Raw genomic sequence first — 16887 nt, 5'->3', positions numbered from 1 at the left:
CATGATCAAAGTATCCCATCTTTCTAAGCGCATCGGCGAAGTGCAGGCCTTAAACGATTTGAGCTTCGTGGCCGAAAACGGCCAGATCACCGGCCTACTCGGCCCTAATGGCGCCGGTAAAACCACCTGTTTACGCACGATTTTCGGTCTGTTAAAACCCGATACTGGCACGGCTGAAATTGAAGGTATCGACGTTGCCATCGACCCGATTGGCGCTAAGCAGCAGTTAGGCTTATTCCCCGACCCGTTCGGTCTATATGAGCGCTTAACGCCGCGGGAATATATCCGTTACTTTGCCGAACTCAGCGGTTTATCCGCAAGCGATGCCAAGGCGGCCACCGACAATGTCATCGCTAAACTGCGCCTCGAAGATATCAGCGATCGCCGCTGTAAAGGCTTCTCCCAAGGGCAACGAATGAAAACCGCCCTCGCCCAAGCCATAGTCCACAGCCCGAGCAATATTATCCTCGACGAGCCGACCCGTGGACTCGATGTGATGAGCACTCGCTTGCTGCGCGATATTCTTATCGACCTTAAGAATCAAGGGCATTGCGTGCTGTTTTCCAGCCATGTGATGCAGGAAGTCGCGGCCTTGTGCGACCAAGTGATCGTGATGGCGCAGGGTCGAGTGGTCGCCATCGGCAGCCCAGAGCAACTCTGCGCGCAAACGGGTAAGGCCTCACTCGAAGATGCCTTTATCCAGCTGATCGGTACCGATGAGGGCATTGCCGCATGATGACTCACAGCATTAACGCTCACACAAATTGCGATAACACCTGCTTCGACCTAATGGCGAACAGACAAACTTGGGATAAGGAATAATCATGAACAAAATCATCGCAATGGTTCGCAAGGAACTGATAGACGCCGCCCGCGATAAACGCTCTGTGATGGCGGGACTCTACTACGCCATTGGTACGCCGCTGATCATGTGTGGTCTGTTTATGGTGCTTATCGGCCAACTGACTAGCCCAGACGATCTCAAAATCAGTATCACTAACCCCGACAAGGCGCCGGACTTAGTGAGATTTTTATCCAACAAGGGGATTACTCAGGGCGAAGCAGGCGCTAAGGATCTGAAAGCCATAGAGCTGATTATCAGCCCCGACTATGCCAAGCAGATGAACCAAGGCAAAGGCGCCGAGATCACTATCGTGGCCGATAACTCAGAGGAAAAACTGCAAAACTCGATTCGTCGCTTAGAGAAACAGTTACAGGCCTATAGCGCCGAAATGGGCAGCCTGCGCCTAATCGCCCGTGGCATTGACCCCAGAGTAGTTCAGCCGCTGAAAGTGAATGTGCATGACCAAGCCACGACCGACTCTAAGGGCGGGATGATCTTAGGTATCGCCATTTTCACTATGATTTACTCAGTGTTTATCTCGGGGATGAATTTGGCCATCGACACCAGCGCCGGTGAACGTGAGCGTAACTCCTTGGCATTGTTGCTCAGCCATCCGCTGACCACGCGCCAATTAGTGCTCTCTAAAATCATCGCCGTCGGCCTATTTGCCCTACTTGGTTTAGTGTTGATTCTACTGGTATCTAAGGTCGCCTATACCTTCGTGCCTTGGCAGGAGCTCGGTTTTAGCGTCAGCATCACCAATGAATTTATGGCGCTAATGCTGCTGGTCGGTATTCCCGTCGCCCTGATGGCCGCCTGTCTGCAATTGTTTGTGTCCTTTATGGCCAAAACCTTTAAGGAAGCTCAGTCCTATCTAACCATGGTGCTGTTTGTGCCTTTGGCGCTGTCGATGGCGGCCAGCTACAACATAGCACCGGACATACTGCAGTGGTTGCCCGTTTCGGGTCAGCAACAGGCGCTGATGGACTTTATCAAAGGTAAGGACATGAACATGCTGCAATTGCTGGTATCGACACTGGGCACCCTAGCCATCGCCCTGGTGTTGGCATTCGGCATGGAAAAGTCCTTAAAGAGTGAAAAGGTAGTCTTCGGTTTATAACGCTATCGACCCGCAGAGGGCGCGCCGCGCCCTAACATTGAGTTAAGGAGCCAATCATGGAAAAAGAATTTATTATCATGGTCATTATGGTGACCTTTATTATCGGTGTAAGCGCCACAGAGATGTTCAAGCATTACCTAAAAATGCGCCAACTGGGTGGCGGTAACAATCCCCAACTTGAGGATAAACTCACCCAGTTGAGCTTACAGAATCAGGTGCTTATCGAGCGTGTGCAAGTGCTGGAGCGCATAGTGACAGATGCAGAGGACAACGCCGCTAAGACCACACTGGCACAGCAAATTGAGGCATTAAAATAGTCGTTAATGCACCGCAGTTAAACTCGTATTACTGGGGTCTATAGGCGCTAAGTCAAGCTGCGTACTTCCGACTTAGCGCGACCACAACAGCCCATAACGGATGCCAATAAAAAACCCAAGCTAGGCTTGGGTTTATGCAATCTTGCAGCGAGGATTATTTTGCCTTAGGTCTAAAAGGCTTAATCACGGCTTCGTTACACTCGAGGTAAGGCCCTTCCATCAGGTCGATGCAGTAAGGGATGGCGGGGAATACGGCATCTAAACATTCGCGAATAGATTTTGGCTTGCCCGGCAGGTTCACAATTAATGAATCACCGCGTAAGCCCGCAGTTTGGCGCGAGAGAATCGCCGTCGGTACAAACTTTAACGACTCAGCGCGCATCAGCTCGCCAAAGCCCGGCATCATGCGATCGCATACGGCCTCGGTTGCCTCAGGGGTGACATCACGTTTTGCAGGGCCAGTACCACCCGTAGTCACAATCAAGCAGCAATCCTGCTCATCGGCCATCTTGATCAGGGTCGCTTCAATCACATCCTGCTCGTCGGGGATCACTTGATAAATCGGTTCCCACTCGCTGGTGAGGTAGTCATTGAGAGTATCGATAATCGCCTTGCCCGAGATATCCTCATAAATCCCCGCGCTGGCACGATCGCTCACCGTAACAATCCCGATTTTTGCTTTGCTCATTGGAAATCCCCAATCATGTTGAAATAAAACCATATCGACCGTAAGCAGAGGAGAAACCTATGCTCCTTCGACTATAAGCCGCAGCTAAAATAGCATAAATGCTCGGCCAATGGGGCAAGTAAAACGTGATGAAGTTCGCGCAATATGCTCGAAAAAAGCTAAGGCAAGCCATAGCTCACCTTAGCTTGATAGTTTGGAGTGAAGGGTTAACTCACCTGCAACAACGTGGGTAAAGCAGGAAAAGCGCCTTTCTGGCAACAGGTTACAGCGCCACAACGCACCGCAAACTCAACCGCCTTGCGCAACTGTGCCTGACACGCAAGTCGATGTTTTAAGGTTAAATGCTCGAGATCAAACTCCAACTCAGAACCCAGTGCAAACAAAAATCCCGCCATAAAGCTGTCACCCGCCGCCGTGGTATCTACGGCTTTAATTTGGGGGACTGGTACGCTAAATCGCTCATCTACTGTTATGCATTGCACTGGATTGGCGCCGTCAGTAATCAAAATCACTTCAACGCCTTGCGCCAAACAAAACTGCAAATAATCTTCGAAACTCTTATTCCGCGTTAAGGCTAAATAGTCGGCTTCTTCACGGCTCATTTTCAGCACTTGTGTGTAACGAAAACACTGCTCTACTCGCTCTGCAAGCAATGCGGTATCGGGCCAGAGTGATAAGCGCAAGTTAACATCAAAACTCACTATCTTATTGAATGAATTAGCACAACGGGCGCCATAGAGACTCGCGTTAAAAATGTTCGCTTCGGTAAAGGTATTAGAACAGAGATGGAAGATATCCATTTGTTGCCATGGAATGGCATCGAAATGGCGCGGGCTATAGCACAGATCGGCCGTAGCCTGACGGTTAAACTCGAAGGTTCGTTCACCATTTTCATCCAAATTTACGACCACTGTCGCCGTTGGCGCACCTGGCACTTCGGTCAAGTAATCCGTTACAACCCCTTCATTCGCTAGGGCTTGTTTTAACATTGCGCCATAATCATCGCAGCTAATGCCGCCAGCAAAATAACTCTTACCGCCCAGTTTGGCATAACCTACAGCCACGTTTGCAGGCGCGCCGCCTGCAATGGCTTGATGGGATTTGTCGCTAGCCTCCGTGGGTAATAAATCCACTAACACCTCACCAAAACTGAGTAACACCGTCATATGGATCCCTTTATATTTCTATTAGTTAAGCAAAAAGCCCATGCTGGATGGGCCTTTTAAATTGTCGGTTTTAAACCCCAACCCCGCCGGAGTTAAAACTCGTATTTCAAGGTTGCACTCGTGGTTCTGCCATTAATAGTGCGAGCGCGAATAATATTGTTATCAGGAATCGAACCTTCCTCTGCTTCGGTGATACCCGTAGCGTCAAACAGGTTGTTGACGTTTAAGGAGACACTTAAGGCCTGAGTTAAGTTGTAGGTTGCAAAGGCATTGACCTGATTGTAACCATCAAACTTGAGGTCATTATTATCCTGTGCATAGGAGTCAGTAGTGCCAATCAGGTTGATGCCCACTGAACCTTGGTCAAAGTTATAACGTCCCATCAGCGAGTAGATAAAGTCGGCCTGTCTTCTTGGAGTATTCCCGACAACGTCGGGTGTTAGAGCGTCCTTAGCAATTTCAGCGTCGGTCCAAGTGACATTGCCCCTAAAATCGAAGTCACCGATAAAATAGGCCGATTCAATTTCAATTCCTTTAGCTTTGTACTTACGGTCGAAGAAACGCTGACTCGTCGCCTCAAAGTTTTGCTCCTCGGTCTCTGAATAGAAGGCGGTCGCGAACACCGATAAGTCCTCGTAACGGTACTTAACGCCTAACTCATATTGGTCCACATTATCAACAGCATCTTCTTTTGCCACTGAACCATCGGCACGAACCTTACCAAACAATAGGCGATCCGCATTGGCGCGGCCACCATGACTCAAGCGACCAAATGCAGCTAAATCACTGGAAAACTGATAGTTTGCACCGAGAGAATAGGAGGTGTAACTCCAGTCATAATTCACGGGTTGTGGATTAGCATTATCGATAGAAGAGACACTTTGCTCAGGAATAGAGATTACACCATCCAAGTTCATATCGACTTGCGATTGCACATTGCCGGCGTAGTAACCACTGGCATCACCGCTGTCGTAACGCACACTGGCATCCAGCGATAAATCCCCAAAGCTCGACGCGACCGCAAGATAAGGCGCCTTAATGTTGTATTCGGTATCGTAATTACGTTGGCAACAGTTGCCCCAATAAGGCACGCCATAGCCGTACAGTCCAGCATCCGAATAGGCGGTACCATCGGCGGCCACAACATCAAGCAATGCGGCGTTATCCCCTTTGACTTCCATCAAATAGGAGTTCCACATCCAGGTCATATTGATATTTTGGGTGGCATTGTAATAACCCAGAGTAACGCTGGTATCGTCAAAGGTTTTCGTTAATTTTAAGTCGTTTACGATTGAGCCAAAGTCATTCATCTTAACGTCGAAGGTATGGATCCGCATGGCGAGTCCATCCATAGGATTGCCCGCATCAGGGCCATTGGCATAAATCAACTTGGCGCCAGTGCCCGCAATACTGGCCGCAATGTCGGTGCCATTAGCCACTTCGGCTGGGAATGGTGCCATAAAATTGCCGCTCACATCCGAGAAACGGAAGCGGTTTTCGACCTGCCAATCATTGCCTAAATCAAAAGACGCCTCTAAACCCACAGAGTTAACCTCAGGGTTCATACCATCGCGCATATCACCACGACGACGCTCACCATCGGCGCCCAAACTCAGGGTCGAGAGGAAATATGCTGACTGAATGGCATCGGATTTCGCATTAAAACCTGGGACAGAGCTACCGTCCGAATACATTGGCATGGGTAAGTAGCCAATACTTTTATCATCTAAGTGTTTGAAATAAAGACGAACATAGCCACTATCGAACTCTTTGGTTATGTTAGCTTTTACCTGACCGCCCTTGTTGGCGTCATAACCTGCTTGGCGAGGGCCTTCACCAGTACGCACAAAACCACCCACATGGAAACGCAGGCTGTCATTGATGCTGGTGCCATATTCAAAGTCGGTACGGAAGGTATCGTAGTCCAAGCCAAAGGTGGTCGACACGCTGCCAGCATCTGAACTTCCGGTTTTACTGATCACGTTAATAATGCCACCGGGAGCATTACTCGCCGCAGTGGATGCCGAACCACCACGAATAGATTCAATGGTTTGTACTGTAGAGTCTAAACGTAAAAAGATATCCGCATTACCAAAGGCAATATCGCCAAACTGTAGAATTGGTAAACCATCTTCTTGAATTTGAAGAAACTTAGCACCACCCGATGCCACAGGTAAGCCACGGACAGCAATGTTAGCATTACCTTCGCCGCCAGTTGATTCCACCTTCATCCCTGGAATGATCCGAAATGCTTCGGCGGATGAACGTGGAGTACTAACCTCCAACTCGGCGAGTGATACGCTGCTGACTGACACGCTCGAGTCCATGACGCGGGTGCCGCGGGCAACGCCCGTAACAGTAATGCGCTCAAGGCCTAACGCATCTTTCTTGGTTTCTTCCTGTGCAGGTGCATCGGCAGCCCAAAGCTGAGAACTCACCAAGACGGCGATTGTGCTTAACAAGAATTGTTGTGATGTGCGATTTATCATTTTTATGTCCCCACCCATATTTGAGAAGCCGCCCCTCTCCCCACGGCGACTTCTACTGAAATTGTTGTTAATCGATTAGCCTGTTATTTCACTTTACTAAAAAACATCTTAATCGATTAAGTTAACAAGTTAGCAACTAAATAACAAAAAGCAAGTGTGTTTTTTGTACAGACCCACAAACTTAAAGTGAGAAAAATAGATAGTTAATTGATTAATCGGAGAAATGTGACAGAAAAAATTTTTCTTTCACATTCCAATTTAAGCGGTTTCACGGCCCAACAATGATTGGGTAGGATCTTTAATCAGGTTAACGCCCGCTAACAGGCACAGTAAAACCGCAAACCCAGTAGCGAGGTAAAAGCCATACTTCACATGGCCGAAAATATCTCCAACTAACCCCATACAAAGGGGAGCCAGCGCCGCAGAAACCGCGGTAAAAAACAGGATTACCCCTGCCACAGAACCGTGCTGCGCCACGGGGAAACAACTGATCCCCTTGGAGTTTAAGGTGGGATATATCATTGACATAAACAGCCCAGAGAGAGGCAAGAGAATCACAGCGGCCTCAACCCCATAGAGCATAGAACCGAGATAGCAAAGGCTAATCGCTAAGCTAAACCAAAACATAACCTGTTGCCACGAAAAGTGATTTAGTATCCATCCGCCCAAAAACCGCCCACCTGCTCGCAGGGTAAAAAAGAGGGTCAAGGCATAAGCCGCCAGTACAGTGTAATCACCCTGATACTCTTGCAGCAGGCTAGGCATCCATACATAAATCGCCACTTCGGTGGCCACATACAAACCAATCGCAAGGGAAAACCCTAATGCATAAGGGTTTTTCATCATGCGGAAGGTGTTCGCCAGATTAATTGTCTCCGTAGAGGATTGCTTAACCTGCGGATAATCAGCCTTAAACGCTAACCAACAAAGTAGTAGACAAAAAATCCCCGCCCCAAAATACAAATACTTCCATGACACACCACTGATAAGCAGATAGCTGACGATGGCAGGGCCCACCATAGCGCCGACCCCAAAAAATCCTTCGACCGTATTCATGGTGCTGGAATGTTGTTTTGGCGACTGAGAAATATCGCCAATCAGGGCTAAGGCTCCGGTTTTAAATACCCCAATCGCCAAGCCCACCAAGGCTAATAGCAGCAGGAAATAATAAAACGACTCCCCAAGCGCAAATAAAAAACAGGCAATGGCGAACAACAACAGCCCTAATAAAATGGTTAGTTTACGCCCTATTTTATCTGCCAAGAAACCCAGAAACAGACCACTTATTGCGATAAAAATCATCGGCATATAATGGAAGGCACTCGCCTGAGACAAAGAGAGGCCAAATTCAGATATCAGCTGCGGGATAATCACACCCACGGCATCGGAGGTCATAGCAAACATAAAAAACATTAAATACGTCAGCACTCTAATACGAGTGTGATGGCGATTTTCTACAGAATTTGAATCACTTACCATACTGTTTCACCTTATTGTTATCGCGCCTAACTCCCTCTGAAGCTAGCTAAGCTCCAAACAGCTTTAGGCATTATTTATGTACAGCAGTGAGCTAATCCCCCCAAAACCTAAGACTAACTCAAAAATCAAACAAACCACTTGAATAATGTTTCACATTGGTTAAATATACAACTTAATCGATTAAGTTTGTTTGCGCAATTTATAAATAAACGCGGGCAAACTTTACTCTGGGAAGGCAACTCAAACGTGGGCAAAGTATGAAAAATCAAGTGCAATTGATCACCTATGTCGATCGGATAACCGGTGCCGGACTCAAAGAACTCAAAGCCTTACTCAATAACGAATTGCAGGGGTTATTTGGGGGCGTTCACTTATTGCCCTTTTACTATCCCATCGATGGCAGCGATGCGGGTTTTGATCCCATAGACCATGTGCAGGTGGATTCACGCTTAGGTGATTGGGACGATGTCAAAAGCATAGGTGAAGAGTTCGACATCATGGCCGACTTGATCGTTAACCATATGTCCGCAGAGTCTCCCGAGTTTAAAGATGTGCTCAAGCATGGCAAACAGTCCGCTTACTGGGATTTATTCCTAACCAAGGACAAGGTATTCCCCGAGGGATTAAGCGAGCAGGATCAAAATGCAATCTACCGCCCTCGCCCAGGGAGCTGTTTTAGCACTTACACCTTAGCGGATGGTTCAACGGAAGAGTTTTGGACCACCTTTACCCGCAACCAGATCGATATCGACGTTAATTCCGCAGCAGGTAAGGATTACTTAAACCGCGTATTGGCGCGATTTAACCACAGCAAAGTCAATTTAATCCGCTTAGATGCCGCAGGTTATGCAATCAAAAAGCCCGGCACTAGCTGCTTTATGATTGAGGAGTCCTTCGAGTTCGTGGATAAATTAGCAAAGCAAGCCAATCAGTTAGGCATGACAACCCTAGCCGAAATCCACTCACATCATATGACGCAAATCGATATCGCCAAACGGGTCGATATGGTTTACGACTTTGCATTACCGCCGCTGATTTTACACACGCTCTTCAGCCAAGATTGTCGCGCCCTGAGCCACTGGCTTGAAATCGCGCCTCGCAACTGCATTACCGTACTAGATACCCACGATGGTATTGGCATTATCGATGTCGGCCCAATGGATGGCTTGCGCGGATTATTGGACGAAAAACAAATCGATAATCTAGTTGAAACCATACACAGCAACAGTCAAGGCGAGAGTTTACAAGCCACAGGGGCGGCCGCTAGCAATGTCGATTTGTATCAAATCAACTGCACCTACTACGATGCCCTAGGGCAAAATGACCTAGATTACTTGATGGCGCGAGCAATTCAGTTTTTCGCACCGGGTATTCCACAGGTCTACTACACAGGCCTGCTTGCCATACCAAACGACATGACGTTACTGAATCAAACCCACGTCGGCCGAGACATTAATCGCCCCTATTTAAACCGAGAAAAGGTGCAACAAGCCCTGCAAAAACCTGTCGTTAACGCTTTAATTAAATTGATAAAACTGCGCAATAGTAGCGCAGCATTCAATGGTGGCTTTTCGATGGCAGCCAGTGGAAAATCACTAACACTCACATGGTCTGCACAAAATGCATCGGCCAGTCTTAGTCTCGACTTTGCCCATAAACAAGGGCTGATCACCCTGCTTGATGAGCAAGGCATCGAAACCCAAATTGCCTTGGCCGACTTGCTTATCCCTGCGCAGGTATAAATACCAAACATAAAACAAAAGGCGCTTTAACAGCGCCTTTTGCATTTAAAAATCAATACATTAGCAGCTTTTACCTAACCGTAATTCATACCCTAATACCTGAGCATGCACGGCATCGTCGATAAACATCTGCGCCGCCATTTGGCCTTTTTGCTCTGAGTATTGATAAACCGTGGTCAGCGGTGGAGTTGAGCGAGTTGCCTCATCAATACCATCAAATCCCACAACACGAATATCCTCTGGAATTGCTAATCCCATGGCCTGCGCCTCCCCCATCACACTGAGAGCAATTAAGTCGCTCATACATAAAAATACATTGGGTCTTGGGGTCGAATTCAGTGCCTCCTTAGCCGCTATCCGTGCATATTCCGCATTACTTTCTGGAATATTCCAAATCCGATCATTACCAAGGGTGACACCAGTTTCCTCAATCGCCTGTAAGTATCCCTGCAATCTCTGGTGTGCAATCGACATATCGATTTCGAGCAAATTCAAATCGTAAACTCGGCAGGTTAAATGGGTATCGAGCAACCTTAACCCTAATACAGCCACCTGATCGGTGGGAGATTTTAACGCTAATTTGGCCACCTCATAGGCGGCTAACTTATTGTCGATGCTGACAGAAGCGTTGCGGTGGATATCAAAATCCACAGTAACCACCTTCTTCTTAACTTGTTTTAGTTGCTCGGCAAGCAAGGCATTGCGCGGGCGACCATAACAAATAAACCCATCCACAAAATCGGCCACCGCATTCACACTGTCGGAGCTGCCAGAAAACAGCAATAAGTTAAGTTTTTCCCGCTCCAATACCGAAGCTACCCCCTTCATAAACTTACTGGCGACAGGATCGGACACCATATATTCAACACTATCGGACAATACCAGCGCGACGGTATCAAATTTGCCCCTACGTAAGGATTGAGCCGCCTTGTTTGGGCCAAAGTAACCCAATTTGGAGCAGGCGGCCAAAATCTCGTTGCGGCGCTTTTCCGAAAGCTGATCGGGACGATTAAAAGCATTAGAAACAGTGGCGTTAGAGACACCTAGCTCGTTTGCTATGCTCTTTAAGGTCCAGTTTTTAGTTGTCATGCAGAATTCCTGGCAAAGAATGGGGTCACAGCGGAAGCTAACCTATCGCAAATACTACACAGCTTAAATCCGCCGTGCACCTACAAATCTTATTCGTGATTGGCAGCATCGCTCTCGTGATCCTTAAGCAAGGTTGCGGGCGAGAGATAGCCGACAATCGCGCAGCTAAGCGCCACTAAGGCAGCCGCAATAAAACCCCATTGGAAGGCGTGATGTACAACCTCAACGGGTAATTGCTTTATCGCCGCAATCCCCACCTGCGCACCTTCTAGCGGTAACAAGCCATATAACAACAGACTGAATAGGGCCGTGCCAATTGCCGCGCCCATGGAACGACTCAAGGACACCATAGCAGTGATTTGGCTTAAACGCGCCTTGCCCGACACACTCTGCACCACCAGCTGTACGCTGGGCATCACAGTCCCTAAACCAATACCCACCAGCACACCTAAGGCGCCAATAAGATCCGCATTCGGCGGCACTAAACCGATTATGAGCAAACCGATAAAGGCCAGCAACATTCCGAAGGTCGGCAACCATTTAGGTGCAACGTCCCGACTCAACAGCCTGCCCGCAATGGTCGACCCCATCACTATGCCAAAGGTCATTGGCATCAACAGCAAGCCCGTTTTGGCCGGATTAGTGTGTAAGCCAACCTGTAAGTAAATGGGTAAAAAGAAGATCATCGCAAACAGGCAGGCGGCAAACAGTGCGGCCGTGAAGAGCGGCATATAAATGGCTTTATTGGCGAGTAAATCAAGCGGCAGGAAAGGACTGTCACGCTGACGCTCCCACCACAGTAGCACAACGGCGCCCACACAGATAAATCCCATAAAGCCTAAGCTTGTGGCCGATAGCCAAGCAAAATCTTGCCCTGCCACAGATAACCAATACAACAGCGCCGTAATGATAGCGGGAAATAACAGCACGCCGAGCAAGTCGAACCGGCCTTGCCGTACGGGCTTAACACTCTGTTTATGCAAGCGATTGAGCCTCCAAACCGCCAGCATAGCCAAGGGAATATTCGCCCAAAATAACCAATGCCAAGAATAGGCATGCACCACAAAGCCGCCAATCACTGGGCCACCCACACTGGCGAGAGTAAACATAGCAGCAAAATAGCCCTGAAAACGCGCCCGTTGCCGTATCGGTACCAGTTCACCCACAAGGGATTGGGACAGACTCATCAGCCCGCCACCGCCGAGACCTTGGAGGATCCGCCCGGCAATCATATGGTTCATCGTCCAAGCACTGGCGGATACAACCGAGCCCAGCGCAAACACCACTAAGGCGATCATCAGAATTTTAGCGCGGCCAAAGTTATCCCCCAGCCAGCCGTAAATAGGTACGCTAGCAGCCATTGCCAGCATATAGCCGATAGTGATCCACGAGGCTTGCCTGAGGCCGCCCAAATCTTCAACGATGGCAGGAGTTGCGGTGGCGAGTAGGGTTTGATCGACCGCCGCCAGAAACATGGGTAAGAAAACGGCGGAGAAAATCGCCAGAAAAACCGAGGTGGGCAGAGGCTCATGCGGGGACGAAGCAGGCGCTGGGGTCATAGAGTCTCCACCTGTGATTAAGGCTTAAATTCGCCTTGCATTCCAATACTTTGATGCCCAATAACTATTAAGCAGGCTCGAAATTTTTACCCCTTGGCTCGTCGAGACATGGAGAAAATTATTCCCGCCCACATAAATGCCAACATGGTGCGTGCTCCAACCCGTTTTGAAAAATACCAAGTCACCTTTACGCAGTTGATCCCGCGCCACGGGTTTGCCGAGAGCTTGCTGCGCTTGAACGGTGCGCGGCAAAGTCATGCCCAGCATTTTTTGATAGGCGACCGACACAAAGGCCGAGCAATCAATGCCTTTCTTGGTCGCGCCCCCTAAACGATAGGGCACGCCGCGCCATTCGGAATGCAATTCGGCGATATTGCTATCGTTCCATACCGAGACGGGTTCAACTTGCTTTACCACAGGCTTAGGTTCTGGCGCGCTCGCACAGGCGCCAAGACCTAAGGCCAAGATAACTATCAGTAATCGTTTCATTAGCGTAAAACTCATCGCGGGTAATTCTTGCGTAATATCGGGTGCTATCAAAGCGATAACTAACATACCGTGAAAAAAACGATGGTAACAGCTTAAGCTAATCCCAAGCTTAAAACTATAAAGCCGTCCACAGTAAACGAATACCCACCAGCACCATTAAAATCAAGATGATACGTTTAAACAGCCTATCGCTGATTTTATCTTGGATCGACAGCCCCAGTTTTACGCCTAACCAAGCCAAAGGCGCAAGCAACAAGGAGATCAGAATGTTACCTTGGTTAATTTGCCCGAGCAGACTGTAGGGCACCAACTTAACCAGATTCACCACCGCAAAAAACACCACGGCCGTGGCTAAAAACTCTGGTTTAGCCAAGCGTAACGGCAGCAAATAGGCATTGAGTGGCGGCCCGCCCGCATGGGCCACAAAGCTGGTAAAGCCTGCGGTTAAGCCGCAGAGCCGCCCCACGAGTGGCGAAGGCGTTGCTTGGGTTTTATCCCCTAAAACCAAGCCATAAAGACCAAACCCTAAGGATACACAGCCTAAAATAGCCCGTAAGTAATCTTCGTTTAATCGGTCGAACAGCCAATAGGCTATGCCTATGCCCACAATCGCCGCGGGTAAAAGGATCCATAATTGGCGTGGATTATGTTGGCCCCACCACGAACGAACACTTAAAAAATCCATATAAATCAGCAAAGGTAACATGATTGCCGCCGCGGTTGCCGGGCTTATGGCCAGCGCTAGCAGGGGCACAGTCAAACCACCGACGCCGCCAGCAAAACCCGATTTAGAGATCCCAGTGATCAACACCGCAGGAATCGCCACCAGCCAAAAAAGAGGGTCTGTTAACATCCCTGATTCCCAATATTACGTTAAAGTCATTAAGGTCGAGCATCGAGTAACAGACCTTGAGGGCGAAACATCGCCTCGCTGCACCAGCATAAATGTTAAGTCTACCCGTGTCTAAATGAAGATAAGGAGTCGAGATGAGTCAAATGCAAACGTCGCCATTTTTCGGCGGCCCAAGGGAATGCCCCGTCGAAGATGGGCGGATCCAAATCCAGCAGATTGCCCCCAAAATCAGTGATGTGGGCGGGATACCCGTAGCGCGGGCGATTCCGCAAAAACTGCGTCGACTCATAGGCCCTTGGTGTTTTCTGGATCATATTGGCCCTGTCACCGACGGCCCCTTAATGAATGTGGGCGAGCATCCCCATATCGGCCTTCAAACCTTCACTTGGATGCTGGAGGGGGAAATCATGCACAGGGACAGCCTAGGTAGCGCCCAAGTGATCCGCCCGAGGCAAGTAAACCTGATGACCGCGGGCCATGGCATAGCCCACACCGAAGAGTCCGTCGAAGGTCATCGTATTATGCATGCGGTGCAGCTATGGATTGCGCTGCCGCTGGAACACAAAGACACAGCCCCGAGGTTCGACCATTATCCCCAGCTGCCGACTTGGCAGGAGGCGGGCGCCGAATTCACCCTATTGATTGGCTCGTGGAAGGATAAACAGGCGCCCACACTGCACTTTTCGCCAATCGTCGCGCTCGATATCTTCGCAGCAGAGGCCACTCAACTGACACTCAGGCTTGATCCGCGCTTTGAATATGGCCTAATGCCGCTCGAGGGCCGATTCGATATCGACGATGAATCCTTTGATAACAATAATCTCGCTTACCTTGGCATGCTGCGCGAGAGCGTAACGCTCGACCTTCACCCTGGTGCACGTATACTGCTGATTGGCGGGGCCCCCCTCGCCGACACCGTCAGTATTTGGTGGAATTTTGTCGGCCACAGCAAGGAAGATATCGCCAGCGCCCAAGCTGATTGGGAGGCCAAGTCCCCGCGTTTTGCTACAGTGCTGGGTTATAACGGCAAACGCTTAATGCCGCCGCCCATCCCTTGGTAATCCCAAATCGTTAATACGTTAACGCGAGGCAATCGAGCTAGATAGCCTCGCTTAATGGCGGTATTGCAGCCCTTATCTGATGCAAGGCGGCGAGCAAAACCGCCAACCTGACGCTAAAGCCAGACCACACCCACACGCCAAACCCCAGAAAATTTTACGGATTTTTTACGCGCTATCCCCACAGGCCTTTGCTAAAGTACCCTTAATTTCCGCAACGCCTTAGCCGTTATGACTTTTGCAAACACAGTATCCATCAACCAATTCTGGCGCTCGCATCCCGCGTTATTTACCGCCATATTGTTAGTGATCGTACTGATAACTAGCTATTTTATTGATGTATTTTCAGGCTCAGCCATTGCTGTACTGCTTATCCTGCAATTAGCTGTGGTCGCCGTGGCCCTGCAATGCAGTGCTAACTACGCCTACTTTGTGGCCGTGTTTGGCGCTGTAAGCTTTAATTTTTTGTTTACTGCGCCACGCTATTCGTTGCAGATGTTTAATATCGAAGACATAGTCAATCTAAGCGTGTTTTTGCTGGTCGCCCTGACTAGCAGCAAATTGGCCGAACATTACCGCCTCCAGCAGCACGCACTCGAACAGGCACAGCTCAGAAACAGCATTTTGCTCTCGGTCTCCCACGATTTACGCACGCCCCTTGCGACCATTATCGGCACCTTAACCACACTGAAGGAATACCAAGCCAAGCTCAACCCAGAGCAAACCGAGGAGCTTATCGACTCGGCCGCCGCCGAGAGTCATCGCCTGCACCAATATATCGAAAATCTTTTGCAAGCCACTAAGTTACAACATGGTGCGCTCAAATTTAGCCTAGATGAAGCCAATCTACGCGAAGTGCTACAGCGCACTATCGCTCGCTTTCAAACTGAGCAACCCAGAATCAAAATTCATACTGAGCCAGAGCTACCACCATTAATGATTTGCAGCTCTTTGATTGAACAGGCGATTTTTAATGTGCTCGATAATGCCCTGCATTATTCCCCCACCAACCAGCCTGTGATCGTAAGCCTCTATCGCCACCAAGATATGCTGCGTATCGATATTCAAGACTTAGGACAAGGCATAGCCCCATCTCAAAAGGAGGCGATTTTCGAACTGTTTTACCGCCAACATCCCTCTACCGATGGCGGAGCTGGATTGGGTCTGCCTGTCGCCAAAGGGATTATTACTGCCCATAACGGGCGTATCAGTGCCGAAAATGTTGCTCAAGGCAGCCTGATCCGCATCGCGTTACCGATAACGAAGGAAAGTGCATAAATGGCTTACAAGGTGTTAGTGGTCGATGACGAGTCACAAATTCATACCTTTATGCGGATCTCACTCGAGGCGGAAGGCTTTGAATACGTAAGCGCCACTAGCATAGCCACGGCGCTCAAACAGTACCGCAACCATCAGCCACACCTTATCGTGCTCGACCTCGGCCTGCCCGATGGCGATGGCATCGAATTACTCCATGCGCTGCGCCAGCAGGATAAAACCCCTGTGCTGGTTTTAACCGCCCGCGATCAGGAGGAAGAAAAAATCCGCCTACTCGAGGCAGGCGCTAACGACTATCTAAGTAAACCCTTTGGCATCAGGGAATTAATCGTACGTATTAAGGTGTTGGTTCGTGATCTTGTGGACACCTCAAGCACCATCGATATTTTGCAATTTGGCCCGCTCACTCTACAAAAGAGCAGCCATCAATGCTGGCTCAACCAACAGGAAATCGCCCTCACCAAAAAAGAGTTTGCCCTACTGGTTCAGTTAATGTCCCACCCGGGGCAATTGCTGAAACAGAGCGAACTGCTGCGCAATATCTGGGGCGAAACTCACCAAGAAGATAGTCACTATCTGCGGATTTTAGTCCGCCAACTGCGTAAAAAGCTCAACGACAGCGACGAACAACAACTGATCAAAACCGAGCCCGGTTTAGGGTATCGACTCACCGACCTCGGCCCGCCCTAGGCCAGCTCGCCTCACTCTTTAGCTCA

Annotated in this window: 15 protein-coding genes; 7 read left to right on the top strand and 8 right to left on the bottom strand. The window is 49.2% G+C overall.

The window, feature by feature from the left end; genetic code table 11:
* Position 1: 1 nt before the first annotated feature.
* The 3 genes from EYR25_RS17825 (at position 2) to EYR25_RS17815 (ending at position 2281) form a co-directional block, all read left to right on the top strand.
* Positions 2-736: an ABC transporter ATP-binding protein gene (locus EYR25_RS17825; protein WP_023265913.1), complete on the top strand. Its 735-nt coding sequence runs from the start codon at positions 2-4 to the stop codon at positions 734-736.
* Between the two features lie 88 nt (positions 737-824).
* Positions 825-1964: an ABC transporter permease gene (locus EYR25_RS17820; protein WP_133181907.1), complete on the top strand. Its 1140-nt coding sequence runs from the start codon at positions 825-827 to the stop codon at positions 1962-1964.
* Positions 1965-2020: 56 nt separating this feature from the next.
* The gene (locus EYR25_RS17815; RefSeq protein ID WP_133181904.1) at positions 2021-2281 is read left to right on the top strand and encodes a hypothetical protein; all 261 of its coding nucleotides are present in this window, start codon (positions 2021-2023) and stop codon (positions 2279-2281) included.
* A gap of 154 nt (positions 2282-2435) precedes the next feature.
* On the opposite strand, the gene mog is transcribed toward EYR25_RS17815, so the two are convergent.
* The 4 genes from mog to EYR25_RS17795 form a co-directional block, all read right to left on the bottom strand.
* Positions 2436-2969 (bottom strand): molybdopterin adenylyltransferase, encoded by a 534-nt coding sequence (gene mog / locus EYR25_RS17810; protein ID WP_006083754.1) that lies wholly within the window; start codon positions 2967-2969, stop codon positions 2436-2438.
* A 206-nt stretch (positions 2970-3175) separates the two neighbouring features.
* The gene (locus EYR25_RS17805; protein WP_133181902.1) at positions 3176-4135 is read right to left on the bottom strand and encodes a carbohydrate kinase family protein; all 960 of its coding nucleotides are present in this window, start codon (positions 4133-4135) and stop codon (positions 3176-3178) included.
* Positions 4136-4227: 92 nt separating this feature from the next.
* On the bottom strand, positions 4228-6624 hold the full coding sequence (locus EYR25_RS17800; RefSeq protein WP_133181900.1) for a TonB-dependent receptor domain-containing protein: 2397 nt from the start codon (positions 6622-6624) through the stop codon (positions 4228-4230).
* A 258-nt stretch (positions 6625-6882) separates the two neighbouring features.
* Positions 6883-8103, bottom strand: coding sequence for an MFS transporter (locus tag EYR25_RS17795; RefSeq protein WP_099457167.1), 1221 nt, complete (start codon positions 8101-8103; stop codon positions 6883-6885).
* 257 nt (positions 8104-8360) lie between these two features.
* On the opposite strand from EYR25_RS17795, the gene gtfA reads away from it, so the two are divergent.
* The gene (gene gtfA, locus EYR25_RS17790; protein WP_133181898.1) at positions 8361-9845 is read left to right on the top strand and encodes a sucrose phosphorylase; all 1485 of its coding nucleotides are present in this window, start codon (positions 8361-8363) and stop codon (positions 9843-9845) included.
* A 60-nt stretch (positions 9846-9905) separates the two neighbouring features.
* Here the strand turns inward: gtfA and EYR25_RS17785 are convergent, their stop codons facing one another.
* The 4 genes from EYR25_RS17785 to EYR25_RS17770 form a co-directional block, all read right to left on the bottom strand.
* Positions 9906-10934, bottom strand: a complete 1029-nt coding sequence (locus EYR25_RS17785; RefSeq protein WP_088586461.1) for a LacI family DNA-binding transcriptional regulator — start codon at positions 10932-10934, stop codon at positions 9906-9908.
* A gap of 89 nt (positions 10935-11023) precedes the next feature.
* Positions 11024-12493 (bottom strand): MFS transporter, encoded by a 1470-nt coding sequence (locus EYR25_RS17780; RefSeq protein ID WP_133181896.1) that lies wholly within the window; start codon positions 12491-12493, stop codon positions 11024-11026.
* A 24-nt stretch (positions 12494-12517) separates the two neighbouring features.
* Complete coding sequence (locus EYR25_RS17775) at positions 12518-12982, bottom strand: NlpC/P60 family protein (protein WP_133181894.1); 465 nt, start codon at positions 12980-12982, stop codon at positions 12518-12520.
* 115 nt (positions 12983-13097) lie between these two features.
* Entirely contained in the window at positions 13098-13835 is a 738-nt protein-coding gene (locus tag EYR25_RS17770) for a sulfite exporter TauE/SafE family protein (RefSeq protein ID WP_133181892.1), read from the bottom strand.
* Positions 13836-13969: 134 nt separating this feature from the next.
* Here EYR25_RS17770 and EYR25_RS17765 point away from each other — a divergent pair, with 134 nt between their 5' ends.
* The 3 genes from EYR25_RS17765 (at position 13970) to EYR25_RS17755 (ending at position 16861) form a co-directional block, all read left to right on the top strand.
* Positions 13970-14896 carry a pirin family protein gene (locus EYR25_RS17765; RefSeq protein WP_133181890.1) on the top strand — a complete coding sequence of 309 codons (927 nt, stop codon included), beginning with the start codon at positions 13970-13972 and terminating at the stop codon, positions 14894-14896.
* A 228-nt stretch (positions 14897-15124) separates the two neighbouring features.
* Positions 15125-16171 carry a sensor histidine kinase gene (locus EYR25_RS17760; protein WP_133181888.1) on the top strand — a complete coding sequence of 349 codons (1047 nt, stop codon included), beginning with the start codon at positions 15125-15127 and terminating at the stop codon, positions 16169-16171.
* Positions 16172-16861: a response regulator transcription factor gene (locus EYR25_RS17755; RefSeq protein ID WP_047539613.1), complete on the top strand. Its 690-nt coding sequence runs from the start codon at positions 16172-16174 to the stop codon at positions 16859-16861.
* Positions 16862-16887 lie beyond the last annotated feature (26 nt).

This window comes from Shewanella decolorationis (genome assembly GCF_004354305.1).
Lineage (GTDB): Bacteria > Pseudomonadota > Gammaproteobacteria > Enterobacterales > Shewanellaceae > Shewanella > Shewanella decolorationis.
The sequence above is the reverse complement of the archived record's forward strand: the minus strand, read 5'-3'. Positions and strand labels throughout refer to the sequence as shown.